This window comes from Hyphococcus lacteus (assembly GCF_041058985.1).
Classification (GTDB): domain Bacteria; phylum Pseudomonadota; class Alphaproteobacteria; order Caulobacterales; family Parvularculaceae; genus Hyphococcus; species Hyphococcus lacteus.
The window spans coordinates 355826-368023 of record NZ_JBEHZE010000001.1 but is presented as its reverse complement, the minus strand read 5'-3'; the positions used below and the strand labels follow the sequence as shown (position 1 = coordinate 368023).

Below are 12198 nucleotides of genomic sequence, written 5' to 3'. Positions count from 1 at the left end.
TTGCATTTGAATTCTTTAGAACACCGCAATGCGGCCTAGGGCAATCTTAACGCCATTGTTCGGGTGGAGTTCTTAGGCATGGCATTCGGAAGCCAACAGCGTCTTGAGACGCAGATCAGTTCATCGCGCTTGGCGAGTCTCGCTGGTCGCGAAACAAACGTCGCGGCAGTTGCAGATGTTCAAACGTCCGCGCGACAGGTTAGCGTTCAGCCGGACCTTTCTCGGATCAGAACACGCAGCCGTGACGAAACACCAGAGCAGCATCAGAAACGCTTAGCGTCGAACAGACTCAATTTTGTTGCGAACATGATCGTACGGTTTGCGATTATAGGGGCGTTAGTTCATTTCGGTTATGGCGTATATGAAATGACAGGCACCATCCATCGCGGGGTTGCGGCGGGTGTGATTTTGATCGGGCTAGACTTTTTACGGGTCGCAGCAAAATCAATGAATTCCGCGTAGAATGAGCCGCATAGCATGTCTCGCAAATGCCAATGGTCGCGTTTTTGTGAGTGGCTGTGAATAACCAATCCCCTTGCCTTGTCACAGGATCGCCTTATTTCCACCACGAATACTGGCCCAACTGACGCATGTTCATTGTTGTCTTTGGGGAGAGAGACCGATGGGTATTATTGAGATTACAATTATTGGGTTTATTGCGCTTAATTCGGCGATTGGTGTGTCGATTATTGTACCGATTCTGCGTCGGCGGCGTTGATGTTCCGCATACCGCTTAAAGCAATGATGGCCCAACCAATCAAATAACACAGACCGCCAATGGGGGTGAGTGCGCCGAGTATGCGTGGCCCGCCAAGCGCCATGACGTAAAGAGAACCTGCGAAAAATACTGATCCTGCGATAAATGCCCAACCGGCTATAGGGCGGCGTTGGCCAGAAAGAAAAAGCGCCGCAACGCTGTGAATAAGGAAATAATGACTTGCGGTGTTCCACCATCCCGTCGCTTCGGATGAGAGCGTGAGGCCGTGCGCACCAAAAGCCCCTAAGGCGACAGCAATGAAGCCGCTAACGCCAGCCGCCAATATAAGTGGTTTCATAGAATGGTCCTCGTTTTCAATGAAATCGGTGACTATAGTGTTTTTCGCTATAATTCTATCCGCTTGGCGGGTGCGGTCCGTTCGGATGGAGAAACTGTAAGCATCAATTTAAGATAACTGCCACTAAATTGCCTCAAAATCTGGCGAGAAACCGGCCAGAGGCTATAAGAGCCAAAACCCAAAAGAGTTTGTCCGCTGCGTTATATGATCGAAAGCGAGCGCTATGATGTTAAAAAAGACTGTTCTTTCCCTAATCGTCATGTTGATGAGCATTCCTTCTATTGCAGGTGCTGCATCGCCTGAAAAGATTGATCGGCGTACAGACAAGGCACTGTCGGAATTCCGCGAAGATATTACGGGCGCAGATGACGTTCTGGCCAAAGCGGAGGGCGTTTTGGTTTTTCCCTCAATCAAAAAAGCCGGGATCGGCATTGGCGGTGAATACGGACAAGGTGCGTTGCGCGTTGGCGGTAAGACTGTGTCCTATTACTCGACAGCATCGGCCTCCGTTGGTTTTCAGCTCGGTGCACAGGCGCGCCGTCAGATGATCGTATTTCTTGATCCTAAAGCATTGGAAAAATTTCGCGCGAGCAATGGGTGGGAAATTGGTGTTGATGCTTCGGTGACTGTAGTCACGGTCGGTGCGGGTGGGGCGATTGATGCCACACAGCTCAGCCAGCCGATTGTCGCCTTCGTGTTCGATTCCAAAGGGTTGATGTATAATCTCTCGCTTGAGGGATCGAAAATCTCGCGCATCCATAACGATTAGAACGTGCGACTACACCATCGCAATTTTTGCTAATTGGGCGCGTTTTTCGCCGTCCGATAAAAATGACCCGCGAAAGCTGTTTTCGCAAAGGGTTCTGACGTCATCTTTGGACAAATCAAGGGCGTCGATGATGCCTTTGAAGTTCTCGTTCATATAACCGCCAAAGTAAGACGGATCATCAGAATTGATTGTCGCGCGCAGCCCAAGGTCCAGCATTCGTTTGATCGGATGGGACGTTAGATCATCAACCACGCAGAGCTTGAGGTTGGAAAGCGGGCAGACCGTGAGCGTCATTTCTTCGCGCACGAGGCGTTCGATTAATGCTTGGTCTTCTAGCGATCTATTTCCGTGATCCAATCGGTCAATGGTGAGTTGGTCAAGGGCCTCATAAACATATTCTGGCGGGCCCTCTTCACCCGCATGGGCAACCAGCTTTAGTCCCAGCTCTTTGGCTCTAGCGAAAACGCGTTCAAACTTAGAGGGCGGATGTCCAACCTCTGACGAATCAAGCCCGACACCGCTTATCTGGTCTAGCCATGGTTCTGCTTGTTTTAGGGTATCAAAGGCGTCTTCTTCGGGGAGGTGTCGCAGGAAGCACATGATGAGCTTGGTGGTCATCCCGAACTGAATTTTCGCCAGACTAAACGCGGTCAGTATGCCACCGATTGCGGTACCAAATGGAACGCCGCGAGCCGTATGTCCCTGCGGGTCAAAAAATATTTCCACATGCCTAACATTGTCAGCACGAACGCGGTTGAGATAGGCCATGGTCAGGTCGAAAAAATCTTCCTCCGTTTGCAGAACACTCATGCCTTGATAGTAGATATCCAGAAAATCCTGCAGGTTCGAGAACTGATAGGCGCTGCGAATTTCTTCGACTGACTTATAGGGAAGTTCGATTTTGTTTCGCTGTGCGAGCTTGAACATTAATTCTGGTTCAAGACTGCCTTCAATATGAAGGTGTAATTCCGCTTTCGGCAGGGCAGCGGCATAGGCCATCAGCTCAGTTTTATTCATGATTTCTTTCGGGTCATACGAATGATAAGGGCAACGAGCGCAATCACGACAGAAATCGGCACCAATATCATTGCCGGCATGACACTCGTAAATTTCATCGTTGTTGCGAATTGTTGAAGTAACACCAATGGTTCGCTGGTGCCGACTATGCCGGTCGCGAATAGAACCAATAAACTATTTTCGACGATTTCAGCGATGACATAGATTGCCGGCAGCACAAGAAGAAACCGCAATGGGCTATGTTCTTTGCCGATCGCTTTGAGGCCAATTGAAAGCGCAGCAACAGTCGCAAGAAAAGTAAATGCAATGTAAGGAATGTCCAACAGTTGCCACAAAAGATAATCGGCATTGTTGGGGCCTAATGCCTCAAGCGAGCGAATGGGCTCAATCGCTGGAACACCGGGTTGCGTCTCCGGCAGTTTTCCGCCCGCGGCGTCAAGCGCACGACGCCACGGGCCGGGTGTCATGAATGCCCAATATGAATATCCGAACAGGAGAGCAAACCAGATCAAGAATGATCTGAAGGTCGATTTTTCGATCCGTCGGTTGATCCAAGACACTAGAATAAGAAACCCTCTTTAAAGGTTAGGCCGTCTGTACCGTCAAACGCTGCACTACCATTTGATTTCTTAATGTCGAAGGCTACTTTTGTGAACGCATTGTATGACGGTGTTTCAATCGTGTCGACGGCGCGATATTCCGCACGCGCTGTTGTGCGGTTCACGGTCAGGTGAATAAAGCCGTGATGTTCCCCCGAAATATAGCGAACATCCTTGTTTTTCTGATTTGTTAAAAGGGCGTATTCAGCACCCTTTCCACCGAGGAAATTTTTATTGTAAGGGGAAGGAGAGGAAACCGAATGGGTGCCTAGCTCAACACCCATTTGATTACCATCACGATCAACCAGATCATTGGCCCACCATGTGTGGGTGTCGCCGGTGACAACGATCATTCCATCATCACCTGCTGTTCGCGCCAAATCGTAAAATCGTTCACGCGCCGCAGGATAGCCATCCCACGCATCAAAATTTGATGGAAGTTCGAGGGCTGATGATTGAATAAAAGCTCGAGCCGGTTTCCATTCTTTTTCTAGCGCTGCGATATCTTCTTCGGTGACATGCGGGGTCAAATCCGGTGCGGTTACTTTCGCCATGGTCACTTGGTTGGCGATCAGACGCCAGGGTTGCCCGCTGGCGACAGAATTGCGGAAGGTTCGATCAAGATAATCAATTTGTGCGCCGCCCAACATCTCACGGGTTTCGTCCCATAATACAGTCTCTTTGAACTGCTCTATGTCCTCAGGCGTTTGCAGGGTCGGGATAATTTCGGAATATTCGAATTGTTTCGTGCGGGCCATGAGCCGCGTTTCGATTGCGGCAATGGTCAACAGATCGCCGAAAGAAAATGACCGGAAAAACGCTGTGGGCGTCATCTCTGGCTCGCGCACAGGCATCCATTCATAATAGGCCTGTAGTGCGGCGCGACGGCGGGCATTCCAATCACCATTGAGTGCTGGGTCATGGTGTTCTGCGCCGCCTTTCCATGTGTCATTCGCGACCTCGTGATCGTCCCAGATGGGAATTATCGAGTGACGCTGATGCATCGCTTGGCTAGCGGGATCCGCTTTATATTGGGCGTGGCGTGTTCGGTAATCGTTTAAGGATACACAATCATGCACCGGTTGATGCTCACGGTTTAATGCTTTGCCCGCCGCACCGCCATAACCGTCGCGACCATATTCATAGATATAATCCCCAAGATGCAGTACTGCATCGATGTCATCTTGTCGTGCAACTAGATCGTATACGTTGAAAAACCCGAACGGCACATTGGCGCATGACAGGACAGCAAAGCGCGCTTGATCAATCGATCCGGTGGGTAGCGTTTTTGTGCGTCCAATGGGTGAGGTGATGTCGCCGATTTTGAAGCGGTAAAAATACGTCGCACCGGGCTCTAACCCACCGGCTAATGTTTTGACTGTCCAATCTTGCGCTGCGCTGGTTTGGGCGTTCCCGTCTGCAACAATATCTGAGAAGCTTTCGTCATTGGCGACTTGCCATTTCACGTCTGTGCGGATTGTGACATCCGTGGTTGAAAGACTTAACCGCGTCCAGAGTACCACATCCGTCGCACCAGGGTCGCCGCTCGCGACGCCATGTGCAAAAACGCCAGACGGTGCGGTTGTGACCGCGTCATAAGGGGTCATTTTTGGTGTGGTTGCGCAAGATGCTGCGCCAGCCGCAAGGCCCGACGTTAAAGCAAGGCGCCTTGTGATTGCGGTCATGGTGAAATCCCCTCTTGACGGTTTGTCATTGCCCAGCTGAACATCTGGCAAGGAAAATATACCGCACCTTAAATATTGGTGCGGGGTGGTCGCACGGATATTTTACGCTAGTCTTATGACATAACATTGAGCACTTACGAAGTGTGTCACGCAGCATGTTGAGGGATAGTATGCAAAAAATCGGAAGGACGGCACTCACCGTTCTGATGCCCGCGCTTATGCTAAGCGCTTGTTCGCAGCCAAGCAACGAACCAGAAAGTGACGCCGCGACGCCCGCCACAAAGGTCGAAAAGACCGAGACGGCTGCCGCAAAAAAAGCTAGCGAAGAGCCAGTCCGGCCGCCGGCTGATCCGTTCCCATCTACCTATAAGCCTTATCCGGGCGAGACCGTTGTATTGACCGGGGCGACAGTGCTCACGGGTACTGGCCAGCGCATTAATGATGGCGCTGTGTTGATACAAGACGGTAAGATCACGGCGGTCGGCGAGGCGGGGACGTTGACCCTTCCTGAAGGCACAAAAAGCGTCGATGCAGAGGGCAAATGGATTACACCAGGTGTGATCGATATTCATTCCCATCTTGGTGATTATCCGGTGCCATCGACGGCTTCCACATCAGATGGAAACGAGATCACATCCCCGAACACTGCCCATGTATGGGCTGAGCATTCGGTTTGGCCACAAGATGCAGGGTTTACCCGTGCGCTCGCTGGTGGTGTGACATCGCTTCAAATTTTACCTGGCTCCGCTAATCTCTTTGGTGGGCGCTCTGTGGTACTTAAAAATGTACCATCACGCTCTGTACAGGGAATGAAATTTCCGAATGCACCTTATGGTTTGAAAATGGCCTGCGGTGAAAATCCAAAACGTGTCTATGGCGAGCGCGGTGGCCCCGGTACACGTATGGGCAATGTTGCGGGTTATCGCGCAGCGTGGATCGAGGCCCAAGCGTATCAACAAAAATGGGAAGACTATTGGCGCGATTTTGACGATTGGCAAAATGACGACAGCAAAGATAAATCGGACAACGCACCAAACGCACCAACACGCGACCTAAAACTAGAAACCTTGGCGGGCGCGCTAGAAGGTGACGTTGTCGTCAATATGCATTGTTATCGTGCGGACGAAATGGTTCAAATTTTGGATATTGCCAAGGAATTTGGTTACCAAGTCACCACATTCCACCACGCAATCGAAGCTTACAAAATTGCTGATTACCTTGCTAAGAATAATGTTTGTGCAGCGGTTTGGGCTGACTGGTGGGGCTTTAAGCTAGAGGCTTTTGATACGGTCGGTGAAAATGCGGCATTAGTTGATGCCCAACCGAATGGTTGTGCGATTATCCACTCGGATGACGAAAACGGCATTCAGCGCCTTAATCAAGAGGCCGCAAAAGCAATGGCGGATGGGCGTCGCATTGGGTTCGACATTCAACCCAAAGATGCGATCGGATGGATTACCGCAAATCCGGCAAAAGCGATGGGTATTCTTGACCAGACCGGCACATTAGAAACTGGAAAAATGGCCGATGTGGTTGTGTGGAACCGTAACCCGTTCTCTGTCTACGCCCGGGCAGAGAAAGTATATATTGATGGTGCACTGATGTTTGATCGTGCTGATCCTTCACTCTCTCCGAGGATGGATTTTGAAATTGGTCAACATGACAACAGCTTCACAGGCGGTGCAGGACAATGAACAAGATGATGAAAAAAACACTCAGTAGCCTCTTGGCATCGGGTATCGCTGTACTCTCTGTTGCGACCGCCCAAACCACAGCGATCATGGATGGTCAGGTTCACACTGTTTCCGGCGATGTGATTGAAAACGGTGACGTTATCATTCACGATGGACGGATTGCGGAAATTGGTGCTGATTTGACTGCCCCAGCGGGCGCGACGGTCATTGACGCGACCGGTAAAATTGTCACCCCCGGTTTGTTCGCACCCTATACCCAGATCGGCCTCGTCGAAATTGGCTTGGATAAAGAGGCCAATGATTCCAGCCCGTCTGAGGGGTTTCCGTTGAGCGCTGCATTAAATTCAATTGATGCATATAATCCGTCATCAGTATTGATCCCGGTTAATCGTGCCGAGGGCGTGACGCGGGCGCTGTCTGCGCCATCTGCGGGCGATAAGCTATTTGGTGGTCGTGCGGCGGTGATCGACCTCTCGGGGCGGACGAATTCTGTCACCAAAGCTGAGGCAGCGCAGGTCGCGGTCATGGGCTATAGCGGTGCTGCGCGCGCTGGCGACACCCGAATGGGCGCATGGGCCGTGCTTCGCGAGTATCTCGATGAAGCGAGAGCGTATCAGGCCAATCCGAATGAATATATGCGTCGTCCGCGTAATGATCGATTTGCCTTGGCAGACCTCAAAGCGCTTGGGTCGGTGGTCAGTGGCACGCAACCATTGATCGTTCAAGTCAATAGTGCAAACGGTATTCGCTCGGTCATTCGATTGAAGAATACCTATCGTCTAAACGTTATCATTGTCGGCGGGACTGAGGCATGGCGTGTGGCGGATGAATTGGTGTCGGCGAATATTCCGGTCATCATTTCGGGTCTGGCCAATTTGCCGTATCAATTTGAGGATATCGACTCGACGCTTAAAAACGCTGCGCGGTTACAGCGTGCGGGTGTGAAGATTGCTTTCTTCGCCGATACTCATAATGCCCATCTCATCCGTCAACATGCTGGCAACGCAGTGACTGAGGGGCTGCCGGCTGCGGCCGCGCTTCGGGCGATTACACTAACCCCAGCCGAAATCTATGGTGTTGGTAATCAGCTTGGTTCGCTTGAAGTAGGCAAAATGGCTGATGTCGTTGTGTGGGATGGTGATCCGCTTGAGCTAACGACCCGGCCTGAAGCCGTGTTTATTGCCGGGCGTGCGCAAGACCTCAATACGCGTCAGAAAATGCTGATGGAGCGATATCGCGACCTAACCCGCAGTGATTTACCCTTTGCTTATCGCGGTGACGAATAGCTGTTGGTCAACAGTCTCAACCGGTGACGATTTAACCGATCGTTTGGCGGTTGAGACGGCTCAGGGCCAAGGTTGGAATTAACCCAAGCACAATCAAGATTAGTGCAGCCGGTGCGGCGTCCGCGAGACGCTCATCGGCTGCAAGTCTATAGATATGTGTACTGAGCGTTTCAAAATTAAATGGTCGCAGAATCAGCGTGGCCGGAAGCTCTTTGGCGATATCGATAGCAATGATCGCACTACCCGCCAGAATTGAACGGTGTGCCAGCGGCAAGTGAAGGTCGCGCAATATTCGGGTTGGACCAGCCCCAAGCATTTTTGCAGCGGCGTCCATCTGCGGGCTAATCTGTTCGAGACCACCGGTTGTGGCGTTATATCCGGCGGTCAAAAACCGCGCCACATATGCGTAGAGAAGAGCAGCGATGCCGCCGGCTGCGGCAAGCCCGGATATGCGCCCCAAATTGGCCGTAAGCGCCAATATGCCAATCGCCATTACTGCGCCAGGGACCGCATAACCGAGGGTGGCCAAGCGTAAAAAGAATTGCGCAATACGGCCACGGGCTCTGCGTGTGCCATATGCCAATATCAATGCGATTGTTATTGCCACAGCGGCACCGATAGCCGCGATGAGAGCGGTGTTGACACCCGCTTTCGTGAGTGCAGTGACCGCGTGTCCGCTTTGGTTGAGGTTCATCAACGATAGCAGCACCGCGCTCGGTGCGATGAAGCCAAACAAAACCGGCAGCGCGCAGGCAAAGACGGCGAGTGTTGCGTGGGGTGCAGAAAGTTTTAGACGGTGATTTGCGCGAAGGGCGCGGGTGTCGTCGGTGGCGCGGCCGCGACGACCAGCGCTTTCCAGAATTGCGAGTAGCAGAGCCAGGAAAAATAATCCCGCAGCGAGTTGCATCGCGGCCGCAAGATCACCCATCCCGTACCACGTGCGAAAAATCCCGACACTTAGTGTTGGCACGCCAAAATAATCTGCGACGCCGTAATCGGCCGCAATTTCCATGAGCGCCAGCGCCAGCCCGCCAATAAAAGCAGGGCGGCTAATTTTGAACAAAACATCAATGGCCGCACGGGCGGGGCTTACGCCTAGGGCCCGGGCGGCCTCCATCAATGATGATGATCTCGATGCGAGGGCCGCATTCATCGCGAGGTATATATAGGGATAGGTCGTCAGCATCAGGATAAAGGCGGCACCCGGCAGTGATCTGATCTCCGGCAGATCACTTGCGCCAACGATGCTCGCAATAAGGCCGAATGGCCCAAACAGATCACCATACGCATAAGCCCCCACATAGGCGGGAATGGCAAAGGGAAGAGCCAACGCGACGGCCAAGATCCGCCGTCCCGGAAACTCTGTGAGTGAAATCAACAAAGCCGCACCGGCACCGATAATTGCGGCACCTGTGCCTGCAAAAAAGCAAAGCAACAATGTCGTTCGCAAATATCGGGCACCCGTAACCGAGAACATATGCGCCTGTGCCTCGCCAAGCCCAGCATGAACAGCGCCGAGAACAATTGCGATGATCGGTGCGGCGGCGAGAAGCGCGATCAGAATGATTGCCGCGACGCCGGGCGAAAAGCGGTTAACCCGCCGAATTTCCGCGCTTACAGGAGCATCTTTGCTTGATATGGTCGCCATTGTTCTTAATTCTCGTTCTCAACACGTGACATCTATGCGAAAATGCGGCATTTCCCAAGCCTTCTCGTTGAGGGCGTCGGCAAAATCGGTTTTGTATCGGTTTTCGGTGGGCGGCTTTTGGTGAGGCCGCATTCAGTTAAAAGGATTGCACACACCGGCCATGACGCTGATCTTGCAGGACATTTCGCATCGCTATGGTGATGTAAAGGCCGTGCGCGGAGCCACACTAGAGGTCAGGCCCGGCGAAATTGTCTGTCTGTTTGGGCATTCAGGCTGCGGCAAGACGACCTTGTTACGGATCGCGGGTGGGCTAGAGCCGCTACAGTCCGGGACCGTCGAGCTTGATGGCGGGCTGATTGCTGAGCCAGGAAAAGAGACCCCACCAGAAAAAAGACCCATCGGGTTGGTGTTTCAGGACTATGTTTTGTTTCCGCATTTAACGGTGGCAAAAAACATTGCGTTCGGTTTGGTTGGTCAGACCGATGTCAAAGCGCGGGTGACCGAACAGCTAGAACATTTTGGCATTAAGGAGCTCGCGCGCCGTTATCCCCACGAGCTATCGGGTGGTCAGCAACAACGGGTTGCATTAGCGCGCGCGATGATCCGGCAACCCAAGGCATTGTTGTTGGACGAACCTTTCGCCAGTATTGATGTCGCATTGCGCCGCAGTCTGCGCGAGCGGTTACGCCGTATGCTGAAAGAACAAAATGCAGCCGTATTGCTCGTGACCCATGATGCCGAAGAGGCATTGGCCTTGGGTGACCGGGTCGCACTAATGCGCGCGGGAGAGATTATCGAAGTCGCGACACCAGAGACATTGTATGCAGCACCAAAAACCACGGAGGGCGCGTCGCTGTTTCCGGGAAGCCAGAAAATTTCCGGACACATCAAAGATGGCGCATTTCATTCGTTTTTAGGCCCGGTGCCGCTTAATGGGGCATCGCGCTTATTGGATAATGGTGCTGCGGTTGCGGTGGTGCGCCCTGATACATTGGTGGCAATCCCGGATCCTGCCGGTGCTTTTCACGTAGCAGATTCACGTTTTGCGGGGCCGGGTTGGCTAGCGCGATTAGAAACAGACGAAGGTGCGGATTTGTCAGCCTTGATGGATGCAGCACCGGATTACGGCACCCGAATGAATGTGACAGTTGATTGGGAGCGAGCTTTTATCTTTGGCCGATAGGCTCGAGAGGGGCTGAATTGGCTACAGTTAAGGCCATCAGACTTACTATTTACTTTGGTATTGCTGTTGCAATTTCTGAGTGCACCCTATAAATCCGCTATTAAGAATTATTCTCAACTAATTGAATGGCGGTTTTTATGGCGCAGATCATTTCTACTCAACTCCCTCGTTTCGGCACGGCGTTGGCAATCAGTCTTGGTGCGCTCGCGCTTGTTGCCTGTGGTGATGACGCGGCGACAGACGCAAAGAGCGCAGAGCCGAAACCCGACGCCGGCGAGGTCAATGTATATTCCGGTCGGCATTATGAATCAGACGCGGCGATTTTTGACGCCTTCACCAAAGAGACCGGCATCAAGGTAAATACTATTGAGGCTGGTGGTGACGCCTTGATCGAACGCATCAGTCAAGAAGGCGAAGCAAGCCCCGCTGATATTTTCATCACTGCCGACGCAGGTATTCTCTGGCGGGCTGATGAGCGCGGTATTTTTCGCAGTACCGATAGCGCCGCGCTCGAAGCACGCGTGCCGTCACAATATCGGCACCCGGATGATAAATGGTTTGGCCTGTCGAAACGCGCTCGAATTGTGATTTACAACAAAGAAATGGGATTGCCTGATGGCTTAGAGACATATGCTGACCTTGCGGACCCTGCTTATGAGGGGATGATCTGTGTACGGTCGTCATCGAACATCTATAACCAATCGCTTTTGGCGTCGCGTATCGCGCATTTCGGTGCTGAAGCTGCCGAAGAGTGGGCGCGGGGCGTTGTCGCGAATTTTGCCCGCAAGCCCCAAGGCAATGACACTTCCCAAATCGAAGCGGTGGCTGCGGGTATATGCCGATTGGGAATCGTCAATTCATATTATACGGCGCGTTTCATCGGTTCGGATGATGCAAAGAATGCCGCAATCGGTGAAAAATTTGATCTGTTCTTTCCGGATCAAGATGGCAATGGTGCCCATGTGAATATTTCTGGGGCGGGTGTTACGAAATATGCGCCAAACCCCGAAAATGCAGAGAAGCTGCTTGAATTCTTATTGCGTGATGAAACGCAAAAAGCTTTCGCCAGTGGTAATAACGAATATCCCGTGGTGCCGGGTGTCGAGGCCGCCGGCCCCATTGCGGCCTATTCCGATTTTAAACCCGATGCTCTGCCGGTTTCAGCGTTGGGAGAGAAACAAGCCGAGGCGGTTCGTATTTTTGATCGGGTCGGTTGGCAATAACTCTGCACTAACTTTTTACGAAAGCCCGCCATTATGGCG

General features: G+C 52.2%; 11 protein-coding genes. 6 read left to right on the top strand and 5 right to left on the bottom strand.

Annotated features, from left to right (window positions below):
• Window positions 1-78 precede the first annotated feature (78 nt).
• Window positions 79-462 carry a hypothetical protein gene (locus ABFZ84_RS01770; RefSeq protein ID WP_369312172.1) on the top strand — a complete coding sequence of 128 codons (384 nt, stop codon included), beginning with the start codon at window positions 79-81 and terminating at the stop codon, window positions 460-462.
• 224 nt (window positions 463-686) lie between these two features.
• On the opposite strand, the gene ABFZ84_RS01765 is transcribed toward ABFZ84_RS01770, so the two are convergent.
• Window positions 687-1055, bottom strand: coding sequence for a DUF423 domain-containing protein (locus tag ABFZ84_RS01765; RefSeq protein WP_369312170.1), 369 nt, complete (start codon window positions 1053-1055; stop codon window positions 687-689).
• Window positions 1056-1278: 223 nt separating this feature from the next.
• On the opposite strand from ABFZ84_RS01765, the gene ABFZ84_RS01760 reads away from it, so the two are divergent.
• The gene (locus tag ABFZ84_RS01760; RefSeq protein ID WP_369312168.1) at window positions 1279-1824 is read left to right on the top strand and encodes a lipid-binding SYLF domain-containing protein; all 546 of its coding nucleotides are present in this window, start codon (window positions 1279-1281) and stop codon (window positions 1822-1824) included.
• Window positions 1825-1833: 9 nt separating this feature from the next.
• Here the strand turns inward: ABFZ84_RS01760 and ABFZ84_RS01755 are convergent, their stop codons facing one another.
• Genes ABFZ84_RS01755 through ABFZ84_RS01745 form a run of 3 tightly spaced genes read right to left on the bottom strand, consistent with a single transcriptional unit; the run spans window position 1834 to window position 5125 of the window.
• A complete protein-coding gene (locus ABFZ84_RS01755; RefSeq protein WP_369312166.1) occupies window positions 1834-2841 on the bottom strand; it encodes an adenosine deaminase in 1008 nt (335 codons plus the stop codon).
• Window positions 2838-3401 (bottom strand): hypothetical protein, encoded by a 564-nt coding sequence (locus ABFZ84_RS01750; protein ID WP_369312164.1) that lies wholly within the window; start codon window positions 3399-3401, stop codon window positions 2838-2840. Before ABFZ84_RS01750 ends, ABFZ84_RS01755 begins: the two co-directional genes overlap by 4 nt.
• A complete protein-coding gene (locus ABFZ84_RS01745) occupies window positions 3401-5125 on the bottom strand; it encodes an alkaline phosphatase D family protein (RefSeq protein WP_369312162.1) in 1725 nt (574 codons plus the stop codon). Before ABFZ84_RS01745 ends, ABFZ84_RS01750 begins: the two co-directional genes overlap by 1 nt.
• Before the next feature lie 170 nt (window positions 5126-5295).
• Here ABFZ84_RS01745 and ABFZ84_RS01740 point away from each other — a divergent pair, with 170 nt between their 5' ends.
• Together ABFZ84_RS01740 and ABFZ84_RS01735 are read left to right on the top strand one after the other, a co-directional pair.
• Window positions 5296-6819 (top strand): amidohydrolase, encoded by a 1524-nt coding sequence (locus tag ABFZ84_RS01740; RefSeq protein WP_369312160.1) that lies wholly within the window; start codon window positions 5296-5298, stop codon window positions 6817-6819.
• Window positions 6816-8105, top strand: coding sequence for an amidohydrolase family protein (locus ABFZ84_RS01735; RefSeq protein WP_369312158.1), 1290 nt, complete (start codon window positions 6816-6818; stop codon window positions 8103-8105). The genes ABFZ84_RS01740 and ABFZ84_RS01735 overlap by 4 nt, the downstream gene beginning before the upstream one ends.
• 31 nt (window positions 8106-8136) lie before the next feature.
• Here the strand turns inward: ABFZ84_RS01735 and ABFZ84_RS01730 are convergent, their stop codons facing one another.
• Window positions 8137-9753 (bottom strand): ABC transporter permease, encoded by a 1617-nt coding sequence (locus tag ABFZ84_RS01730; protein ID WP_369312156.1) that lies wholly within the window; start codon window positions 9751-9753, stop codon window positions 8137-8139.
• Between the two features lie 160 nt (window positions 9754-9913).
• Here ABFZ84_RS01730 and ABFZ84_RS01725 point away from each other — a divergent pair, with 160 nt between their 5' ends.
• Window positions 9914-10936, top strand: a complete 1023-nt coding sequence (locus ABFZ84_RS01725; protein ID WP_369312154.1) for an ABC transporter ATP-binding protein — start codon at window positions 9914-9916, stop codon at window positions 10934-10936.
• 137 nt (window positions 10937-11073) lie between these two features.
• The gene (locus ABFZ84_RS01720) at window positions 11074-12159 is read left to right on the top strand and encodes a Fe(3+) ABC transporter substrate-binding protein (RefSeq protein ID WP_369312152.1); all 1086 of its coding nucleotides are present in this window, start codon (window positions 11074-11076) and stop codon (window positions 12157-12159) included.
• The last annotated feature ends 39 nt before the right edge of the window (window positions 12160-12198 follow it).

Excerpts from the sequence above, each read along its gene's own strand:
- ABFZ84_RS01745 (WP_369312162.1), bottom strand. The coding sequence starts at position 5,125 with ATGACCGCAATCACAAGGCGCCTTGCTTTAACGTCGGGCCTTGCGGCT.
- ABFZ84_RS01725 (WP_369312154.1), top strand. The coding sequence starts at position 9,914 with ATGACGCTGATCTTGCAGGACATTTCGCATCGCTATGGTGATGTAAAG.
- ABFZ84_RS01770 (WP_369312172.1), top strand. The coding sequence starts at position 79 with ATGGCATTCGGAAGCCAACAGCGTCTTGAGACGCAGATCAGTTCATCG.
- ABFZ84_RS01760 (WP_369312168.1), top strand. The coding sequence starts at position 1,279 with ATGATGTTAAAAAAGACTGTTCTTTCCCTAATCGTCATGTTGATGAGC.
- ABFZ84_RS01730 (WP_369312156.1), bottom strand. The coding sequence starts at position 9,753 with ATGGCGACCATATCAAGCAAAGATGCTCCTGTAAGCGCGGAAATTCGG.
- ABFZ84_RS01735 (WP_369312158.1), top strand. The coding sequence starts at position 6,816 with ATGAACAAGATGATGAAAAAAACACTCAGTAGCCTCTTGGCATCGGGT.
- ABFZ84_RS01720 (WP_369312152.1), top strand. The coding sequence starts at position 11,074 with ATGGCGCAGATCATTTCTACTCAACTCCCTCGTTTCGGCACGGCGTTG.
- ABFZ84_RS01755 (WP_369312166.1), bottom strand. The coding sequence starts at position 2,841 with ATGAATAAAACTGAGCTGATGGCCTATGCCGCTGCCCTGCCGAAAGCG.
- ABFZ84_RS01765 (WP_369312170.1), bottom strand. The coding sequence starts at position 1,055 with ATGAAACCACTTATATTGGCGGCTGGCGTTAGCGGCTTCATTGCTGTC.
- ABFZ84_RS01740 (WP_369312160.1), top strand. The coding sequence starts at position 5,296 with ATGCAAAAAATCGGAAGGACGGCACTCACCGTTCTGATGCCCGCGCTT.